This window comes from bacterium (assembly GCA_040757115.1).
GTDB lineage: Bacteria > UBA9089 > CG2-30-40-21 > CG2-30-40-21 > SBAY01 > JBFLXS01.
Window position 1 is genome coordinate 1 of the sequence record JBFLYA010000053.1, and the last position, 20,361, is coordinate 20,361.

15 protein-coding genes are annotated in these 20,361 nt (G+C 39.0%); all 15 read right to left on the bottom strand.

The genetic code is table 11. From position 1 onward, the window contains the following. Positions 1-17: 17 nt before the first annotated feature. Complete coding sequence (locus tag AB1422_06340; GenBank protein MEW6618953.1) at positions 18-233, bottom strand: hypothetical protein; 216 nt, start codon at positions 231-233, stop codon at positions 18-20. A gap of 113 nt (positions 234-346) precedes the next feature. Further along, entirely contained in the window at positions 347-1,210 is an 864-nt protein-coding gene (locus AB1422_06345; GenBank protein MEW6618954.1) for a methylenetetrahydrofolate reductase, read from the bottom strand. Between the two features lie 231 nt (positions 1,211-1,441). After that, on the bottom strand, positions 1,442-2,164 hold the full coding sequence (locus tag AB1422_06350; GenBank protein MEW6618955.1) for a DUF72 domain-containing protein: 723 nt from the start codon (positions 2,162-2,164) through the stop codon (positions 1,442-1,444). A 159-nt stretch (positions 2,165-2,323) separates the two neighbouring features. Further along, complete coding sequence (locus tag AB1422_06355) at positions 2,324-2,746, bottom strand: hypothetical protein (GenBank protein ID MEW6618956.1); 423 nt, start codon at positions 2,744-2,746, stop codon at positions 2,324-2,326. 156 nt (positions 2,747-2,902) lie between these two features. Further along, entirely contained in the window at positions 2,903-4,237 is a 1,335-nt protein-coding gene (locus AB1422_06360; GenBank protein ID MEW6618957.1) for a radical SAM protein, read from the bottom strand. Between the two features lie 158 nt (positions 4,238-4,395). Next, positions 4,396-4,914, bottom strand: a complete 519-nt coding sequence (locus AB1422_06365; GenBank protein ID MEW6618958.1) for an NTPase — start codon at positions 4,912-4,914, stop codon at positions 4,396-4,398. A 149-nt stretch (positions 4,915-5,063) separates the two neighbouring features. After that, positions 5,064-8,744: a HEAT repeat domain-containing protein gene (locus AB1422_06370; GenBank protein ID MEW6618959.1), complete on the bottom strand. Its 3,681-nt coding sequence runs from the start codon at positions 8,742-8,744 to the stop codon at positions 5,064-5,066. A gap of 33 nt (positions 8,745-8,777) precedes the next feature. Then, complete coding sequence (locus AB1422_06375) at positions 8,778-10,046, bottom strand: ATP-binding protein (GenBank protein ID MEW6618960.1); 1,269 nt, start codon at positions 10,044-10,046, stop codon at positions 8,778-8,780. 103 nt (positions 10,047-10,149) lie between these two features. Next, on the bottom strand, positions 10,150-10,275 hold the full coding sequence (locus tag AB1422_06380; protein ID MEW6618961.1) for a hypothetical protein: 126 nt from the start codon (positions 10,273-10,275) through the stop codon (positions 10,150-10,152). A gap of 496 nt (positions 10,276-10,771) precedes the next feature. Continuing rightward, on the bottom strand, positions 10,772-13,270 hold the full coding sequence (locus AB1422_06385) for a tetratricopeptide repeat protein (GenBank protein ID MEW6618962.1): 2,499 nt from the start codon (positions 13,268-13,270) through the stop codon (positions 10,772-10,774). 9 nt (positions 13,271-13,279) lie between these two features. Then, entirely contained in the window at positions 13,280-13,402 is a 123-nt protein-coding gene (locus AB1422_06390) for a hypothetical protein (GenBank protein MEW6618963.1), read from the bottom strand. Positions 13,403-13,465: 63 nt separating this feature from the next. Next, positions 13,466-14,593: an ATP-binding protein gene (locus tag AB1422_06395; protein MEW6618964.1), complete on the bottom strand. Its 1,128-nt coding sequence runs from the start codon at positions 14,591-14,593 to the stop codon at positions 13,466-13,468. Between the two features lie 586 nt (positions 14,594-15,179). Continuing rightward, complete coding sequence (locus AB1422_06400) at positions 15,180-17,915, bottom strand: tetratricopeptide repeat protein (GenBank protein ID MEW6618965.1); 2,736 nt, start codon at positions 17,913-17,915, stop codon at positions 15,180-15,182. Beyond that, a complete protein-coding gene (locus AB1422_06405) occupies positions 17,912-19,243 on the bottom strand; it encodes a hypothetical protein (protein ID MEW6618966.1) in 1,332 nt (443 codons plus the stop codon). The genes AB1422_06400 and AB1422_06405 overlap by 4 nt, the downstream gene beginning before the upstream one ends. Continuing rightward, complete coding sequence (locus AB1422_06410) at positions 19,230-19,949, bottom strand: hypothetical protein (GenBank protein ID MEW6618967.1); 720 nt, start codon at positions 19,947-19,949, stop codon at positions 19,230-19,232. Before AB1422_06410 ends, AB1422_06405 begins: the two co-directional genes overlap by 14 nt. Between the last annotated feature and the right edge of the window lie 412 nt (positions 19,950-20,361).

The following is a 20,361-nucleotide window of genomic DNA, read 5'->3' on the forward strand; positions in this document are numbered from 1 at the left end:
CTTTGTGAGCCGCAGGTTCATGAGTGTTTCTCATCAAGTCCATATCTCTTATTAGCCCATTCCTGCTGGTCTTTATTTAGACAATCCCAGCAGGTAACGCTAAGAGATAAGGTATGGTCTATTCCAAACAGTGCCCTTTCTACAAGTATCTTTCTCTTGCACTTAGGGCATTCTAAAATACTTCCCCTTACTGGAAACTCCATATCTTCCTCTTTATTTTCTTTTCCCTCCATTTTATCACCACCAATGTAGCAAATTTATCAATTAGCTCATATCCACTCAAAACATTGTGGGAAAGCGGTATTTCTTATCCACGGATTTCACAGATTATTTATTAAAGAATCGGCTAAAGCTTTCTTACATACTCAATAATCTCATTAGTTGCCATTATGTCCCCAAGTGCCATAATATGAATACCAGATAGTCCCTCTGAGCCATAAATTTCTTTCACAGACTCTTTAGCTATCTCTACTCCCTTCACACCTGCTTTAAGTTTATCCATTACCTCTTCAGGTATATGAATGCCAGCTACTTTTTCATTCATATACTGAGCCATTTTCAAACCCTTTAGAGGCATAATACCTAAAAGAATAGGTACTCCCAGATTTTTAGCTTTATTTAGAAATTCCTTAGCCTTTCCTACATCATATACTGGTTGGGTTTGAAAAAAATTTGCCCCTGCATCAATTTTTTGTTTCATTCTTTCAATTACCTGCTTCAGATTAAGAGCTTCAGGTGAAGCTACTGCGCTGATAAAGAATTCACTCTGACCTTTAATCGCTTCACCATTATAATCTAATCCTTGATTGAGGTTACTAATCATTTTAATCAACTCGATTGAGGTAAGGTTATATACCGCTTTAGAATCCTTATAAGGACCCTCTTTAGGGGGATCGCCAGTAGTAGCTAAAATATATTTTATCCCCAGGCTGTATGCCCCTAAAAGGTCTGCCTGCATTCCCAAAATACTTCTGTCTCTACAAGTAAAATGAGGGATAACATCCAAATTGGGGAATTCTGATTGGATAAGATGAGCTAATGCAAAAGAATTGATTCTCAGGCGAGCTGAGGCACAATCGATAACATTCAAACCATCAATGGGCAGGTAAGATTTAACATCTTCTAACGATTTGGCTACATCTGTTCCATTGGTTCCCCCAAGTTCGGTGGTAACTACAAACTTCTTTCCTATCTTCTCCTTTAAATGCATTTGACACCTCCTTTTCTTCCAACCCAATCTTAATTAACCATTAACAATTAACCATTTTTCGTCAAATTCAAACATTAAAATTGCTAATTGTTAATTATTGTGGGTAACGATTAAGGTTAAATCAGGGGCTAACCTTAACCTTTTATCCAAGACCTTTCTATTTATTATTATACAAAGTAATCCAAGAAAAGGCAAGGTAAAATAAATGCCTCTTATAAGATAGTATCCATTTTAGCCAACTAACTCCATCAGTTCCTTTGCATTCTTAACCGCATAAGCATCAAAGTCATTATTGAAATAGCAATACACATCCAGTTCTTGTTTCACAAAGTCCTTAATGCTTTCTGCAAAGTAGGCAAGCTCATCCTTTGAGTAATCATAACGATACCAATCACTTATCCCATGAAAACGCAGATAAACAAAATCTGTGGTAGATTCTAAATGGGTGATAAGCTTTGGCGCACTAACAATGCAGTAAGCAATCCCATTTTTCCTTAGCAAATTAAAGGTTGCTTCATCTACCCAGGAATTATCCCGAAATTCTATAGCATAGCGAAAACCAGAGGGAAGTTGAGCGATAAATGCCTCTAATCTTGGGATATCCTTCTTTAAAGAGGGTGGCAATTGATAAAGGATTACCCCTAATTTCTCAGAAAGCCCTTTAATTCGCTCTAAGAAGACCTTGAGGAATTCCCTACAATCCACTAATTTTAGGAGATGGGTAATCCTTCTTGGTGCCTTTAGCGCAAACTGAAATCCGACTGGGCTCCTTTTATACCATCCTTTAATCATTCCCTCAAATGGCAGGCGGTAAAAAGAGGCATTGACCTCTACAGTCTGAAATTTGCTGGCATAGAATGAAAACCTCTCTTTGGAAGGAAGCCCGGAAGGATAAAATCTTCCCTCCCAATGGTTATAACTCCATCCTGAAGTCCCAATAAAAACACAAGTCATGGTTTAAATTAATCCTTTTTTAAAATCCTTTTCTGGTCAATAGTAGCCCATACTTTTTGCTTTCTTGTATGCCGACTGGGCAAGGAATTTGTACCTCCTGTAGGTTTCCCTGGGCTATCGTATTCGTATTATCTGTGCGTTGTTTTCATCCTTATACGCCTACCAGGTCAATCCTTCTAATTCTTTTATTCCTTTCAGCTCGGGGTATTTTTCGTAATCCGGTTCTTTCAAATCTTCTCTATTCAATTCCCCAGGGAGATAATAGCCTGGTTCTTCTTCCTCTTCTGAAGGTAGTCCCCACCAGCAGACATCATTGGTCAACATCACCTTACCATTTCCAAAAAATTCTTTCACCCTCACAAGATACTTGCGCAATGCCTCCCATCTTTCTCTTTCACCTTCTTCCTCTTTTACAAAAAATCTTGGTGGAGACGACCATTTAGCATAATTCATCCCTTTATGTGTAAAGAGTGCCCACTCTGGATAGAATTTATCTATAAAATCTCCACCAAACTTTTTGTTTATCTCTTCTTGCGTTCTATTTGCTAAATTTTCTACCATAATTACAAAATTTACTCCCATTTTTAAATACCTCCCTATACTTTAGACTTCTACAAAATAAGAAAAATCGCCCTTTTACCTTTAAAATGTATTTCATTTACCACACTTTGGCATCCTTTTGTGAACAGATTCGGTTTATCAATAGCCACTTATATACCGGTTTTATCTCAAATTTTTTCATTCCCCTACACATAAGTTCTTTAATCGGTTATATCTTTCTCTGGATAAAAATGGTAAGGCAGAATTATTGTGGAGTAAAGGGTCTGCGATAGGGTCAAATCCAAATTCCCTTACCCCTTTCTCCCATTCCTTTGTGCCAGGGATAGGTGAATATTCTACTAACTTTATCTTAACCCCTAAGTTACGCAGAAAGATAATTCCCGCTTCTACTTCATCTTCATCCTGACCAGGTAAACCACACATAATATACACACCTATATCTTTTTTATTATATCCTGCATTAAGGAGGTTAGTTATTGCCTGCTTAAACTCTAAATTACTTACCTTTCCACCACTTATTTGTTGGCGTCTGGAATTTGTTGTTTCTAAACTTAGTCGAATAGTCTTGAAATTTGCCTTAAAGAGTAAATCTGCTACTTCCCAAGAGATAAATCTAATATGAAGTCCATTTGGGGTATGGAAAAAGCACTTTATTTCTCTTCTTATTATTTCTTCTAATATTAAACAAAGGTGATTTTCAGCATCTACCAGCAAGGCATTATCATAAAAGGCAAAATTCTTTACCCCAAATTTCTTATGCCAATAATTAATCTCTTCCACTACCCCTTGGGGTTGGCGTTGTAAAAATTTTGATTCCAGTAACCAACTGGCACAATAACTACACCTAAAAGGACATCCATAAGAAGTAAGCAGACAAATATATCTTCTTTCCCTCAATAACTCATAAGCGGGATAAGGATATTCAAGGAAGGTTTGAGGGAATTGGCGATAATCACTTCTCTTATTTCCCACGATTTCATCAACTAATCTTAATATTTCTCTCCCTTGTCCATAGCGAATAACATAATCTGCCTCTGAGTATTTTAAGGCATGTTCATAACAAAGGGTGGCATATATCCCTCCCAGGATTATGGGCACATCTTTAAAATAATCTCGTATGATTTCTATTGCCTTAAATACACCAGGATACCAATAGGTCATAATTGAGGTGATTAAGATAGCCTGGGGTGGTGATTTTAAGTTCTTAAGTTCTTTTTTAAACAGAGCAAGAGGGTATCCATATCTTTTGTATTTACGAGGAATATGTTTATAGACTGGAGGTTTTTCTACATCTTCCCAATAGTAGTGTCCACAACCATATAGTTTCTTCTCGGGTTCCTCTGGTAGTTCCGGATGAAAGTGGTCTAAGCAATCAATTAGCTTTACCTTGTAGCCAGCATTTTTAAAAAGGCTTCCTAAATAAAGAAGTCCTAATGGCTTACTCCATAAATCATAAGCAGAAAAATCGTATATCCAGGGATTAATTAACAAAACAACGGTTTCAGATTTCATAATAATTTGCTAAACTCCTTAAAAAATTTAACCCATTTAAATTCTCTAAATTTCAATCAAATATGCAGTAGAACATTACCTTTGCTTTTTCATAGGATGATTGAGCAAGGGATTTTGCCTGTTCTGGATTTCCTTAGGCTTTATTCGGAGTTTATCCTTTATCTTCTCAAGGAGTCGATAATACCTTTTATGGTTTTGAAGACTTCCCCTCTATTTTCTGAAGTTAACTCTAAGATTAAGACATCATCCCTCTTTTTAATTCTCTCCCAAAATGGAAGATTTGCCTTGGGGATTGTCCCCAGGAGAGATTTACCACTATCCAGGGCTTTAAGCACTACTTCTTTAAATCTCTCTGAGCATAATTCCATTTTCCCAATCTCATCAATCACAATAATCTTTTTGTTCTCTATTGCTTCCTCTATTGCCGCTACACCAATCTCATCTAAGTTCGCTACATTTACTCCATAGCTTCCCAGCTTAAATGGTGACTTTAATCCTTTCCTGGCTAATAAACTCCTTCTTCCATCCAGGGTGATAATTTCAAAACCTAGGCGCTTATCTTGGTAAAGGACTTCCTGGGTATAAAATCCACCCCCATCTTTCAAATAAGGGATTAACTCTTTAAAAAGGGTGGTCTTACCTGATTTCGGTTTGCCGGTAATAAAGATGTGTTTCATGTACTTTTTTCTTCTCTATAGCATCTATTAACCAAAAGTCCTCAACAATTTGTTCTGTCATTCCGAACTCGTTTCGGAATCTCTGCAGGGATGCTGAAACAAGTTCAGCATGACAGCACCGCAGGATGAAAACTTTTGACTAAGAACCCCTATATATCTTTCTGATAAGGGTCTGTGGTTACATCCAGTTTGAGGTTTTCAAGATAGAGGTTATACTTAAATAAAATATTCTTCACTGAATTTAGTTCTGCCTCAAGCGAAGCCTTTAATAATTCCTCTATCTCTTGTGCCCGAGAAGTATTAGGTCTTACAATACTTAGGAAGATGGTCTTTTTGTTAGGCTCAATCTTTATGTCTTTTACTATTTCGTGCTTATAATACTCCTCCACATCTTTCTTACTAATCTTTTTGTTTTTCCGGATATATTCAGGTGGAATACGGTCTTTATCTGCATCTAAGGCATCTGCCAATCTTAAGATAGCTGCTAATAATTGGAGTCTTACCTTATAGGAATTACCCGCAAATGTATACTGGGCATCTTGTAGCTCATCCAGGGATTCTTTCTTAGGATGGGCACGACAAATTATGGCAATTTGATTAGCCATAGACTCATCAGAAAGTCCAATTTCTCTCCACTCCTTCATTATCTTCTCATAACTTCTCCTGTTATGTTCTTTTCGCGCTTTTTGCGCTGTTTCTTTATTTTTATAATCCTCACCATTTTCAGGGACAAGTCCAATATCGTGGAGATAGGAAGCTGCCTTAAGTAAGAAGTATTCATATTCATTCAAGAGGTTTTTGTCTTTTACCCCGCACCCCGTAATGCCTCGCCCTTCAGGGCGGGGATGTAGGGGTGCAATTGAAACATCATTAAGAATGCCTCGTCCTTTAGGACGGGGTGCGGGGTTTACTATTTCATCCATTAATTCTTTGACTTTAAGTGAGTGGCTCATCCCATGGCGGTTAAAGGTGCCAAAGTAGTCACAGCTTGCAGGTAAGTATTCCAGTTCTTTTGCAGAATAGCGCTCTATATTTTGTTGGATTTCGGTTAATAAATTGAGTATTGAGTCTTTTGAGATGGCTTCCTGAGGGAGTATAATTCTGCTTTCGCCTGGCTCCTTCTCTACTAATTTCTTAAGGGATTCGTAGGCAGAATTTTTTACATTGTTGTCTTTATCCTTGAGTGCCTCAAGGAGTGCATTGATGACCTTATCATCTGCACGACCTAAATTGCCCAGTGCCTCGGCTGCATTACTACGCACATACCAGTCTTTATCCTTGAGTGCCTCAAGGAGTGCATTGATAACCTTATCATCTGCACAACCTAAGTTGCCCAGTGCCTCGGCTGCATTACTACGCACAAACTCGTGTTTATCCTCTATTGCCTTAAGGAGTGCATTGATGACTTCATCATCTGCATGACCTAATCTGCCCAGTGCCTGGGCTACATTACCACGCACATTCTCTCTTTCATCCTCCAGTGCCTCAAGGAGAGCATTAATGACTTTATCATCTGCACGACCTAAGTTGCCCAGTGCCTTGGCTGCATAAAGACGCACAAGCTTGTATTTACCCTTAAGTACCTCAAGGAGAGCATTAATGACTTTATCATCTGCATGACCTAATCTGCCCAGTGCCTCGGCTGCGTTCTCACGCACATACCCTTCTTCATCCTTAAGTGCCTTAAGGAGTGCATTGATGACCTTTTCATCTACATAACCTAATCTGCCCAGTACCTTGGCTGCATTACTACGCACATGCCATTCTTTTTTATCCTTGAGTTCCTTAAGGTATGCATTGATGAGCTTTTTATCTACACAACCTAATCTCCCCAGTGCCTCAGCTGCATGAAGACGCACATCCGGGTCTTCATCCTTAAGTGCTTCAAGGAGTGCATTGATGAGCTTTTTATCTACACAACCTAATCTGCCCAGTGCCTCGGCTGCATCACTATGCACATTCCAGGCTCCACCTTTATCCTTGAGTGCTTCAAGGATGGCGTTGATAACTTTCTCATTTGCATGACCTAAGTTGCCCAGTGCCTTGACTGCCTCACGACGCACATACCAATCTATATCCTTATCCTTGAGTACCTCAAGGAGAGCATTGATGACTTCATCGTCTGCATGACCTAAGTTGCCCAATGCCTTGACTGCATGAAAATGCACAAACAACGGGTTTCTATCCTTGAGTGCCTCAAGGAAATTGTTAATTATCGCATCTGCCTTCTTTGTTCCAACTAAAGAAGCAAATACCCTCTCAATCTCATCATAGAGAGGGTAAAATTCTGGCTCCTTCCACAACTCCCAAAGGTCATCCAGTATCTTCTTTTCTAACGAGGAATCTATCTCAGGAATATCAGAGAGGCAAAGACCTGCCAAAAGTAGGGGTTGGTGGAAAACATCATAATAGAGTGGTTTTTGTTCTAAGATGAATTCAATAAAATCCTTTGGCTCTTTAAGCTTACCAGCAATAAGTCTTATTACCTCTCTAAACCTTGGATTAAAGAGTATAGGCTCAAGAAGCAAAGCCGGCTCTTCTTTTTCCCTTACAATCCAGCAAGCGGCTAAATATTCCTGAAAGGTAAGGTGGAGGAAGATATATTGCCCTTCGCCAAGTGAACATAAAAGACCACTCTTTTCTCTAATCTCTTTTAATACATCATCGGCATTGTAATCCTCTTTCTTATTCATTAGAAAGGTTTTTATAATCTCCCTTAAATCAGCCTCTTCAAATATCTCTTTTTTCTCAAGGAAATAAGAGGCTATCTTTTCTAACACACTTTCTTTAATAGAAAGGGGAATCTTGGGTTCTCTCAAATTCAGCAAATTATGGACTGCCTTTTTATATAACTCAATCCGGCCAGCAGGTAGCTTGAGGTTTTGTCTGTTAAAGACAAAGCAGAGTATCTGTAAAAGCAATGGGTTCTTAGAAAGGGGAATCATCTGGGGTGTCTTCTCTAAGGCAGAGAGAAAGCTAGATTCATCCTTAAGATAATCCTCTGCATAAGAGGAGATATTTTCTTTATTTAAAGGCATTACCTCATAATGTTGCCAGCCTGACAATTCATTATTGTATCCGGCAATTCGGGTGGTTACTAAAAGAGGGCAGTTTCTATACTCCCCAGAGCTTGTGTTTTGCAAGGCTTGGATGATAGATTGCCTATTCTGGGTTACCTCATCCAAGCCATCACAAAGGATGATACATCTACCCTTCTTAAGCCAATCTTTTATTAAGGATTCAATCTCCTCTTCAAAACCGCTGTTTTTTAAGGCATATTTCGCATAATACCCAGGAAGGGAATCTCCTTTATCTGCCCAATCCTTCAAATCTATCAATAGAGGAATCAAATCCTGTTTTATTTTACGCTCTCTCTTGTTGGTGACTAAAGAATAGGCGATATAGTGAGTAAGGGTAGTCTTTCCTGAGCCTGGGTCTCCCTTGACTACAATCTTCTTATTTTGGATGGCTTTCCAGATGTCTACGACCACTAAAGAATGTCTTTCGGAAGAAGAGTGTATCTCTCGCCATACCTTGAAATCTACATCCTCGCCTAATTCTTTAGATTCTAATAGCTCTCTCTTGGTAGGCTTTTCTTCTCTTTCTTGGCCTAATTGGAGGGGGATATAATTCTCCATCGTCAAGCTGATATTTTCATCAAGGCAAGGTATAGTCTTGTATTTATCCCTGATGAACTGGCAATATCTGGGGGTTAATTTTTCCATTCTTTTAGATGGTTTTTTATCTTCTTTGTGAATATGCACATCCCTACCTGCCTGAATAACCTCAATATTCTGACTATGGCTAATTTCTATCTTTTGCTTTTTCATCAAACCTTACCCTTGGTAAGAAAATCATCAATCTTATCCCATCAACCATTTTGTAAGGGGAATAAGGTTAATCCAAAAACCTTTAAATTCTTCTTTTGCCTCTACATCCCAGGTAATTACAGTTAAGTTTTTGCAATTTAATCTTTCAGCTCCCAGAATTAAAGATTTAAACTCCCTTTCTTTTGTTTTAATCTCTTCTATTTTATAACAGACCTGGATTAACTCTTCTATCTTTGTCTTTTCTTTTAGAACAAAATCTATCTCTTTCCCCCTTGCATCTTTGTAATAATAGAACTCAATCAATGGTCTTTCATTCTGTCTTCTTAATAGCTCTAAAAACACACAATTTTCCATTAATCTTCCGATGTCTTCCTGGAATCGGACAACCTTTGAGATGCCTGTGTCGCAGAGATAGACCTTTTTCGGCCAGGCTTCTTTCTCATATATCTTTTCTGAATACCTCAAGAGAAAGAATACACTTACTGAATCTTGAATCTTTTCGCAATAATCATATAAGGTATTTTTTCCAATCCTCTTTCCTTGTGATTTTAAGAAGCTAAAGATTTTATTTATGCTGATTTCACAAGAAAGATTTTGGGCAAAGAATGAAAGGAGGAATCTTGCCAGAGCGATATTTTTTAATTTATGCCTTTCCACCAGGTCACGGAAAAGGATGAGTTCATAAAACTCTTTTAATATCCGCTCCTTCTCTTTTTCTTTAATTATCTCTGGGAAACCTCCAAATTCTAAATATCTTCGCAATTTACCCCTTATTTCTGCTCTTTCCTCCTTTGAAAGAGAGCCTACTAAAGAAATTCCTTCTGCTCTTAAAAATTCAGAAAAACTAAAAGGAAGAAGCAAATATCTGAATGTCCTTCCCCTTAAAGAGGTAGCAATTTCATAAGCCAGTAGTTTTGAAGAAGAGCCGGTAATAAAGATTTTGTATCTTTGGGTATCCAGGATTTCTCTTACCGCAAGTTCCCAATTTTGAATATTTTGAATCTCATCAAAGAATAAATACTTTGGTTCTCTTGCGGTAAGTTCTTTATAAGTTCTTATTAAATCCCTTATTTCCTTGAAATTGACATCTGTTAATCTTGTATCTTCAAAGTTTAGATAAAGGGCTTCTTCTTTCTTGTCTTTCATTAACTGATAGAAGTAATATGTTTTTCCTGCCCTTCTTGGTCCGATGATAGAGATTATTCTTTCTGTTTCTGTTATCATTAGCTCCCTTTCTATCAAAGGCGGAATAGGTCTTTTGGTATATTCTAAGATGTAATCTTCAACCAACTCCCGATTCATAGGCTCTCTCCTTAAAGACAATTTTGTATATTTTTTTCTTTCCTGTTGAGATAATTTTAACAGAACTTGACAAAAAAGTCAAGGATTTTTCTAACCGTTCAGGCTATATATCAAAAGTGTAAGAAAGGGGATAAGGAGATAAGAGTGATATGGAGATAAGATAATAGAATATAGATTGAAATTTATAGAAATAGGTAGAAATTGATTGTGGAAAACAACAAATTTCCATAAATTTCTATTAGTTTCTATGTAACTGCTCATCATCAAGTGGCAATCTGCACCTTACAGCTTCAACAGCCACATAATATCTAAAGAACCGTTTTTTATGGCGAAGGGCCACATGGACAACAAACTGTACTTGCCTTTCCAATCATTTCTGCCAAGGAGGGCAGCCTGTATTCTCCAGAAAGTCTATTAATTTCAATTTTTTTAATAATATCTCCCTATCTCCTTAATCTCCACATCTCCTTTTGTTACACCACCTGAACGCTTACAAGTCCAGATATAGGAAAGTATAACATACCACGAATTTCACGAATTGGACGAATAAAAATGTGTCTAAGTGTCTGGTAGTCTGTAACCCAGACACCCAGATATCAGCCTACCTGAACGGTTACTCATTTTGACATTAGCTTGGTAGCCCAGGATTCTATCCTGGGTTGTCCATCCCCCATTTCTATCCGCCAACATAGAATGTTGGGCTACACTTTTTCTATTCCCACAAATCAACACGGATTCAGATTTCGCAGTAGTTGCTCAGCCTCAACCCTGGGCCAGTGGTAGTGCATCTGGCTGGCTTTTTGGTAAGTGGATTGGGCGAAAATTTTGGTCTGGTCAAGATCATTTAACCCCAGATATGCCTTAGCTAAGATTAGCTCTGCATCGGGTTCGTAGAGTAAAAAGCCTGTGCGAGCACATAGCTTCAGGACTTGGTTTGCCTGAGAGATAGCCTCTTTATATCTTTTCATATCCAACCACAACCTGCTCAACTCAAGCAAGGTTTCGATTTCAAGAAAAGGCATGCCAACCTTTCTTGCAATCTCAAGGGCTTGCTGAAGATGGACCTCAGCATCCTTGCGGTTTCCCTTTATCCTTTCAATGGTACCAAGGCAGCGGTGACATTGCGATATCTGAGCCGGCCAATTATTCCTCTGGCAGACCTCAAGGTTTGCTTTGGTAAGTTCAAAAGCCTCATCAATCTGCTTGATTGAGATTAGAAAATCAGCATAGAAAATTCCCCATCCACTGTAAAGCCGATACCCACTGAGCTTTCCTTCAAGCTCATCTGCCTGCCAAAACCCCTTTTCTGCTTCCTCATTCTTGCCCGCAAGATGGAGTATCCAGGCAAGATAGGCTTTTGAAACCACAATATACTGCTCAGAACCGGCCTTCTCTGCTGCATCATGTGCCTTTTTGGCACTCTCATCTGCCTCCTTGAGCCTGCCTACTCGAAACTGGAGGTCAGCCAAGTTTCGATAACCTGTAGAGGCGTTTTTCCAGTCTTTGTCTTCGATTTGCATATTTGTCTTTCGAACGAAAAGCTCCTCTGCCTCTTTTGGCCGGCCTGTAGCAAGAAGAGATAGTCCGGCTTCATTGAACAGCCAGCCTTGGTCGCTCTTCTTGCTTACCAGCGGCATCTGTGAAAGGTTTCCGTCCGGAAAGAAAGTTCTGGCAAGGAATAGATTGGTTTCCCAGGCGCCAAGTTTATGGATAATAAATAGTTCCTCCCTTCTGTATATTTTCTCCCAATAGACATCTTTCCGCACCTCATCATAAAACCTGGCAGAACATCCATGATATACCTGCTCAAACAATGGCTGCATTTCTTCTAAGGTTTCTGGCTTATCTTTTGCTATTTTTCCAAAGTATTCATAGATTGCTTTGTGGGTTAGCTTCTTTTCCTTTTCATCAAATATCGCCTCAAAGTAGCCCTTAATCAAAGGATGGGTAGTATAGGTATTATCAGAGCCTTTGGTAATAAGCCTTCTTTGGCAAAGGTTATCTACCATTCTCTGGAAATAAAAATCTACCCTGGTTTGGAATATCTCCTTAAACTCCCTTTCCGAGACTGCACCCCTAAACAGGGAGAATATCTTCATAAATCTCCTTTGTTCTTCATTTAATTGCTTATCATACCACCGCAGGATTCTATGTGCCTTACCCCCTGCCTCCTGGTCTGAATAGAAGGGCGGTATTTCCTTTGCTCTCTTAATATCACCCCCAGGGCCTAAATAATTTGCCAGGAGAACAAGGCTCAGGGTATGGCCCTTAAATTCTTTCCAGATGTCATCTATCTCATCCTCTGTTCCTCTTACCCCAATTCTTTGAAACAATAGCCGGGTATCCTCTTTTGATAATTCCTCTATCTCAAGCCTTTGATAACTTGGGTAATTCTTGATGTCAGTCAAAGGGAACCTTGTAGTTATCAGGCACAAGCCTCTAAAATCTGCATCAGCAATGTATTTGAGTAAGTCAGTAAACTCTGGGTGTTGCAGATTACCAAATTCTTCGCCGGTTTGTGATTTTTGCATCTCCTCCAGACCATCCAGGATAATGAGATATTCCCTTTCCAAAAGAAGCTCTTTTATTTTATCGGTCTTCTGCCAGGAGGTCTTGTAGTCATCAAGCTTAAATCTATCCTGGGAGAGATAGGTAAATAATGCGCTAAGAAAACGCTCAAGATAAGGGTTGCGATAAAACCCCCACCAGAATATGCCATCAGGCTGGATGTTGTTTTCTTTCAGGGAATCAAACCATTTTCTTACCAATGCCGATTTTCCTACCCCACCCCAGCCGACTAATGCCCCAATCTTTACATCCGGTGATTTATACCATTTTGTAATGGTTGTAAGCATCTTTTTCCTACCCACAAAATTCGGCTCGGGTGGGATTTGATTGTGCAGGCTGAGTAGGAGTATTCCAGGCGCTTTCCTTATCCGTTCTTCAAGTGGCAGCCCCTGAGCACAAAGATTAACCCATCTCTCCTTATACATTTTAAGCTGTCTGGGTGTATACATCGTTCGTATCCGATGTATTTTTGCATGGCAGGTTGGGCAGACGACCATAAGGTTCTCTTCGGTGTTGGGTCCTTTTTCACTTATGGGCACAATGTGGTGAATATCGGTAAGATTCTCATGTTGAGGACAGAGACAGCAGCGGTGCATTGCCTCAACCGATAGCCTATCTTTTATATCTTCAGGAATAGCTTTGCGTTGGTGTGCCATCTTATATCATTAACTCTCCTCTAAAAGCCATTTCCATAATGGAATATAGTTTATTTTTTTATCCTCAACATCCTCTTCTGCCTCATAATCTTCTGTGATAACGAAGCCTTGTTTGAGATTCAACTCCTTCATAGCCTTAAGCAGTGCTGAAACCTCCCTCTTTCTTGTCCTGGGGCTGTTCACATCCCAGCAGACCTAAATGAGCTCTTTTGGCTTAAAATCCTCCTTCACCACAAAATCCACTTCCCTGTGATGCACATCCTTCCAGTAATAAAGCTCTAAGTTAGGCTTTGCACATCTCCTTCTTTCTAACTCCAAAAAGACAAGATTCTCTGCAAGCCTGCCTAAGTTTTCTGAGAATCTGAAGCCGATGGTGTTGGCAAGACCTATATCTATGGCATAGACCTTCCTGGGGCTCTTCTCCTGCTCTTTAACCCTGAAGGAGAACCTTTTGAGGAAATACAGGATATAGGCCTCTCTCAAATAACCAGAGAATCTCTCAATGGTGTCTGCTGATACTTTTAAGAATTTTTCTAAGGAACTAAAGGTTGTAAGGGAAGATATGTTGCTCAGGTAGAACCTGGTGAGGCTCATCAGCTCCTCTCCCTTCCTTATCCTGAACCTCTTTATGATATCCCTGTTTAATATATCCTCAAAAAGCTTAAGCAGAATCTCTCTTCTTTCTTTGGCAAGGACCACCTCAGGGAATGAGCCAGACTCTAAGCACTCCCTTTGTAATCTCTTTATGTTGGTCTCTTGATTTATGAGGTCAAGTCTGTCTTTGAGATTGATACCGCAAAATGTAAGATACTCTCTGAAGGAGAGAGGAAATAATGTGAGGTCCAGATGCCTTCCAGTGAGTAGAGTAGCCAATTCTGTACTCAGCAGTTTTGCGTTTGAGCCTGATATGATAAGTTGTGCTTTATTCAACTCATGAACTGTTCTCACCCACTTTTCCCATTCCTTTGCCTCCTGAACCTCATCTAAGAAGAGATAGGGTCTCTGCTTTGGGTTTAGGAACTCCAAATAGACTTCGTATATCTTCTGCAAGTTTTTGGCATCCAACCCAGTGAATCTTGGGTCTTCAAGGTTGACAAATAGTATCCTGTTCTTCTCCACACCCTCTTTGATCAAGGACTTGGCCAATTGCCTCATCATAAAAGACTTTCCACTCCTCCTTGCACCAGTAATCACGATGATATGGGAGGTGGTGAGGAAGCCTTTGAGCCTGTTGAGGTAGTGAGGCCTTTCGTATCCTGTGGCTAAATCCTTCTTCCAGAAGTTCCAGTCTTCTAATACCCTGATTATCTCATTTTTCTCCATTTTGTTTTCCTTTATCTGGTAAAATTGATAAATTTTACCTAATATATTATAGCATAACCTCGATTTTGTGTCAAGACCTTCTACTTCCTTATCTATGATTCAGACACTGGACATCAGACACAAGACTATAGATTCTATTTATGCAGGAAATTAGTGACATTTGGGAAACCATCCTCAAAACTTCACTCCCTGAATTTTTCCACCTGTGCGGTTAGATTAACCTCCCTCACATCTTTTAAAACCACGAACGACCCACAAGTGGGTACCCCGGAAGGGGATGAAGAATTATAAACCAAATCGTAACTATTCAGCCACAGATGGACACGGATGAAACACGGAAAAATCTGTGAGGCGTGTCCGAGATCCGTGTCTGTAATTAGGCTGAAGGGTTTTTCTCCTCTATCCTTCTTGATTTTCTGCCAGTGTAGGGAATTTCCACCCCCTAACCCCCGCCAGCGGGGGACAACCCACCCCCTATCCCGCCAACGGGGGACAACCCGCCTCTAACCTCTGTCTTCTGTCCTCTGCCTTCTGTCCTCTGCTATTTATCTGTGCCAATCCGTGTTAATCAGTGGCTGAATAGTTACTATTTTTTTATCTTTTCTCTTGCCTCTTTGAGCCAATCTTTGCCGTATTTAGCCTCAAACAATTTTTCTATTAGCTTTCTTTCTACCGCCTCAAGCCGTTCAAGTCTTTTTAGTGCTTTCAATGGCTCGTCTCTTTCTAAATATCCTCCTATTTCATTTGCCACAAAGAAGATGTTAAGCCTCATCCAGAGCTTTTCCCAATTTAGCTCCTTAAGCATATCTTTCAATATAATAGCCTCTTCATATCGGCTTTTAGAAAACAGGTCTTTAAGAAGAAGGATGAATGCCTCATCTATGTCATCGGAAGGTATCTCCATAGCCCTTATCTCTCCTAATCTCTTCTTTACTAAACCATAATTCTTACTCTCAAGTTGAAACTCTATGGAATAGAAAGATTTCTGAGGTTTCAGCCTTATTCCTTCTTTATAAGCCGCAAAGCCTTCTTCATAACGACCAAGCTTATCAAGTATCTCTCCTTTGTTATACCACGCTACAGCATCATCAGGCTTTAATTCTATTGCCTTCTCAAAGGCGGCAAGTGCTTCTTCATAACGACCAAGCTTATCAAGTATACATCCTTTGTTATACCACGCTATAGCCTCATCAGGCTCTAATTCTATTGCCTTCTCATAGGCGGCAAGTGCTTCTTCATAACGACCAAGTTCACCAAGTGCATATCCTTTCCTCCACCACGCCAAGGCATCATCAGGTTTTAATTCTATTGCCTTCTCAATTGCTACAAGTGCTTCTTCATAACGACCAAGTTCACCAAGTGCATATCCTTTCCTACGCCACGCCAAGACATCATCAGGCTTTAATTCTATTGCCTTTTCAAAGGCTACAAGTGCTTCTTCATAACGACCAAGTTCACCAAGTATCCATCCTTTGTTATACCACATCCAGGCACAATCAGACTTTAATTTTATTGCCTTCTCAATTGCTACAAATGCTTCTTCATAACGACCAAGATTACCAAGTATACATCCCTTGTTATTCCACGCGAAGGCATCATCAGGCTTTAATTCTATTGCCTTCTCATAGGCTGCAAGTTCTTCTTCATAACGACCAAGTTTACCAAGTATCCATCCTTTGTTATTCCACGCTTCAGCCATATCAGGTTTTAATTCTATTGCCTTCTCAGTTGCTACCAATGCTTCTTCATAACGACCAAGTTCACCAAGTGCATATCCTTTCCCACGCCACGCCCAGGCATCATCAGGCTCTAATTCTATTGCCTTCTCATAGGCGGTAAGTGCTTCTTCATAACGACCAAGTGTACCAAGTTCAACTCCCTTATCAACCCATTCCTTAGCCAAATCAGGTCTTTCCTTATCTCGCTCAATTTCATAAGAAAGAGGTTCAAGAAATGGCTTTTCAATAATAAACCTCTCCTTTAATCTGATTGCTTGCTCATAAAGCCCTACCAGTTCACCTGGCACCTTTTTCTTAAGCCCAATTAATTCATCATGACTAAAGATATGGGCAAATAAAGGGATGACAAATGACCATTTCTCTTGCCAGGAGCCACCCTTTCTCCATTTATACCAGATAGAAAAAAGTGGTTCAGAGAGGATATAGAATCTTTCCTTCCCTGTGCTTTCTGTAGCACTCCTTAGCCAACCCTTCTTTATCAGCCGCAAGATGTAAGTGGAAACCTCGGCTAAACTAAAGGAGGTCTTCTCTTCAATCTCTTTAGGTTGCAAGGATTGCTCGGATTCGGCAAATAACTCTATTATCTTTCTTTCCTTTGGAGGTAAAATCCACAAAGCCTCTCTGTAGATTAAGGTGAGCTTCTCAAATATCTCCTGCATAAATCCAAAAGAAGACCGCCATCTAATCTCTGCGGATTTTTCATCATCTATCCTTCCACATTCAGAGAGAACAATCTCAAAGAGGGGAAAGATCATTCTTGGCAGTCCTCCTGAAAGATAAGAGATTGCCTGGAAGATTCTTATTCTTCTCTCACCCTGGGGAGAACGAAGATATTTAATTAGCCGGGGAGACTCTTTGGCATAAAACTCTTGAATCCTTGAGATGAGCTCAAAAGACTCACTATCGCTGAACCTACTAATCTCATGTTTTTTAAAATAGCCATAAATAGAAGAATCCCTTTTGCCAAGAATTTCAATAAAGGTTGCTGATGTAGCCAATAGTTTAAGGCTCTTTGAACGGGGCAGGAGAGAAAGGAAGTTATCTACCTCGTTTTTTTCAAAGGAGTCAATCAACCGATCAAGATTCTCTACCATTATTATCGTTCTTTTCCTGAATCTATCTCTTATCTCCTCAAATACACTTTTTGCTCGATTGAATCGCTTATCTTTATTCTCACCCTCTTCAACCCATTTAATCTTACTATTGACAAATTCGTGAATTTTTTCATCTTGTATCGTCCTTCCGGGTATATTGATAATCACCTCAAGGGCTCTTTGGAGTATTTCCGCCACATTTCTTGCGCCAAAGAGCTCCTCTGGAAGCAGGATAGGGAAATAGTGTTTTGAGAGGGATGTATCTTCTTTTATCCGATGAAAGATTATAGAAAGGAGGAAGGTTTTTCCTATCCCGGCTGGACCATAAAAGAGGTGGGACTGAAGGTATCTATCCGACTCTATCTCCTCTTTTAATTCTTTGATTATATCCTCTACATAATCCTTTCTTTCTCTTCCTACAAAGATAGACTCTAAATCTTCGGCTCGTTCAACCGCAGGATGAAAGCGACTTATCAAGATCTCGCTCATTTTGCAGGAAACCTCCTCCAGAAGTCCCTTAATAATTTTGATTTAAAAGAGTATTTGCCATTTTTCTCTTCTATCAAGAGGTCATCTATAAGCCATTGAATCATATTTTCAAACTCCTCTTGTTCAAGACCAGTCTTTTCTTTAAAAATCTTCTTTGCCATCCCTTTTTCTATCTCTTCTTTAGCCATTTCAGAAAGCATAGCATAACCTGCCGATGACAATCTTCCAGGATACCTTCTGGGTAAATCCTGAAAGTCTCTTAAAAGATTCCAGCCCTCTTTACCTATTAACCTTTCATATATCTCTTCAGGGCATACATCTTTTTTCTCTCTATATACCTCATTCCACACATAGACAAAGATATGAATAAAGTAAGGCACATAGGTTTCAAGGAGATTACATATTTCTTCAATCTCTCCCTTTTTTGGGATTATCTGTGAATTGTAAGCAAGTTCTTCAAGGAGTAGATTTGCATCCTGTCTTTCAAGCAAAGGAAGATCAATCTTTTCAAAATTAGAAAGGGTTTGCCCAGCAATTCTATCCTCTGCTTCACTACTTGCCGTAATGAATCTTATATTAGAAAGATTAAAGAACCGGTCAAAATTTAGAGGTTCATTATTATTTTTAAGATTTCTTAAGAATTCAGCAAACTCGTCAACCAGGAGTAAGTAGTGTTTATCTTGAGGGAAAAGAGAAGGTAGTATACTCTCTAACCCCTCTTTTGATGTCTTTTCAATTTCTTCCCTTTGTTTTTGACGTTCAAGGGAATTGCCCTTTTTTATTTCGTATCCAATTGCCCCTAAGAATGCTCTCACATCTTGCAGATTTCTTGCCTGGATGAAGAGGGGTTGATAAGGTTGGGGTGGTCTTTCAAAGATGGCATTAAGTATTGAGGTCTTTCCATAACACCTTGGAGCACGGAGAGAAATATGCCTTTCTTTAAGCAATTCCAATATTTCCAAAATCAAATTTTCCCTGCCTACAAGTTCATCAAAGGGAAGAAGGGTTCTTAGGCGAATAAGGAAGGTAGGAATTCTATTCTTTGTAAAGAGCCATTCAAGATGCCTTCTAAATCTCTCTTCATTAAAACTTCCATCTTTATAGGCATATTCTACAATATCTTTTACCTCTTGAGCCTCCTTACTGGTAGATGAGGTGGTAGTAAGTTCTAAAGAATGCTTTTGGGCAAGTTCCTTAGCCGTATTAAGGAGAAGAAAGTAAAGGTCTAAAATTTTTGTGTCGTTGACTTCCTTTCTTTCATTTATAATTCCCAAAGAGAATCCTTTGTCTTTGTTTGAGAATTCAAGAAGATATTTATAAGTTTTCATGTTGGTTTTGTTCCTTTATGTACTTCTTCCAGGTCTTATCAGCAAATTCGTCAGCAATCATCAGTAATCCGCTTAAGGCATGAAAACGGTCCTGGATGGATTTAATCTCTGGGTGGTTTACATTTTTCCTTATTTCTTCATAAATTATGTGCTGTTTAATATCCCACGCCTCTTGCAGTGAAGTCATAATCTGGACCTCAAGATAATACACCTTTTCATCCCTTTTCATCTTAAAATACTCATGGATAGCCCGATGTGCCCCTTTTTCAAAACTCAAACCTGCTTCAATTCTTTTATCTTTTCTCTTATCTTCACAGTATTCAAAAGGGACAGGGTCAAAATCAGACTTATTCTTTAACTTTTCATCTATTTTCTCCATATCCGAGTTATAATTACATAGAATACGGCAGCGGGCAATATCGTCAAGCTTTAAGATACAATCTTCGATAAATCCTTTTAGATTTGATGCAGAAGGCTTTTTCTTTATAGTTTTATTAATCTTTTCAACAATAGAGGAAGAGGATTTAAGCCTATTTTTATTCTCTATATCTATCCAATAGGCTTTTCTTCCATATTGAAAAAAGATTTTGTCATTCTCTTGGGTTATAAAATCAAAAAGTTTTTTTATAAAATTGTCATAGAAGATTTCCCAGGTACTTCTTAAATCCTGAATAATTTTAATAGTGTCGTTGTTTAGTTCAGGCATTTTTGTTTCCTATATAATTAGAATTATACCACAGTATTAAATTTTTGTCAACTAAAATTTTAATCAACAAATTTGTTAGTCAACAAATTTGTTAGTTAACAAATTTGTTAAGAATGAACTGTTCTCCCCTCCCTCTTGATAGCCTTTCAAAAAGGTTCTGCTGTTGGAGAGTCAAAAAGAGTAGCTATCTCTTGAGAAGGAAGTTACAGAGGATGAAGAGAGGTGGTGTCGAATTTCAATAAAGATCAGGAAACCCCAACAAGTTGATCAAGATGAGAATAATGTGTAACCGTTCAGCCACAGAGGCACAGAGTTCACAGAGAATTAGAGAAATTAGCCACAAATGGACACGAATTAACCTGTGACATTCGATAAATGTAGTGCGAACCTTATGGTTTTTGCAAAATTAACT

Bases quoted from the DNA above. Each gene is read 5' to 3' on its own strand.
- AB1422_06340 (MEW6618953.1), bottom strand. From the start codon at position 233: ATGGAGGGAAAAGAAAATAAAGAGGAAGATATGGAGTTTCCAGTAAGG.
- AB1422_06345 (MEW6618954.1), bottom strand. From the start codon at position 1,210: ATGCATTTAAAGGAGAAGATAGGAAAGAAGTTTGTAGTTACCACCGAA.
- AB1422_06350 (MEW6618955.1), bottom strand. From the start codon at position 2,164: ATGACTTGTGTTTTTATTGGGACTTCAGGATGGAGTTATAACCATTGG.
- AB1422_06355 (MEW6618956.1), bottom strand. From the start codon at position 2,746: ATGGGAGTAAATTTTGTAATTATGGTAGAAAATTTAGCAAATAGAACG.
- AB1422_06360 (MEW6618957.1), bottom strand. From the start codon at position 4,237: ATGAAATCTGAAACCGTTGTTTTGTTAATTAATCCCTGGATATACGAT.
- AB1422_06365 (MEW6618958.1), bottom strand. From the start codon at position 4,914: ATGAAACACATCTTTATTACCGGCAAACCGAAATCAGGTAAGACCACC.
- AB1422_06370 (MEW6618959.1), bottom strand. From the start codon at position 8,744: ATGAAAAAGCAAAAGATAGAAATTAGCCATAGTCAGAATATTGAGGTT.
- AB1422_06375 (MEW6618960.1), bottom strand. From the start codon at position 10,046: ATGAATCGGGAGTTGGTTGAAGATTACATCTTAGAATATACCAAAAGA.
- AB1422_06380 (MEW6618961.1), bottom strand. From the start codon at position 10,275: ATGGAAATTTGTTGTTTTCCACAATCAATTTCTACCTATTTCTATAAA.
- AB1422_06385 (MEW6618962.1), bottom strand. From the start codon at position 13,270: ATGGCACACCAACGCAAAGCTATTCCTGAAGATATAAAAGATAGGCTA.
- AB1422_06390 (MEW6618963.1), bottom strand. From the start codon at position 13,402: ATGAAGGAGTTGAATCTCAAACAAGGCTTCGTTATCACAGAAGATTAT.
- AB1422_06395 (MEW6618964.1), bottom strand. From the start codon at position 14,593: ATGGAGAAAAATGAGATAATCAGGGTATTAGAAGACTGGAACTTCTGG.
- AB1422_06400 (MEW6618965.1), bottom strand. From the start codon at position 17,915: ATGAGCGAGATCTTGATAAGTCGCTTTCATCCTGCGGTTGAACGAGCC.
- AB1422_06405 (MEW6618966.1), bottom strand. From the start codon at position 19,243: ATGAAAACTTATAAATATCTTCTTGAATTCTCAAACAAAGACAAAGGA.
- AB1422_06410 (MEW6618967.1), bottom strand. From the start codon at position 19,949: ATGCCTGAACTAAACAACGACACTATTAAAATTATTCAGGATTTAAGA.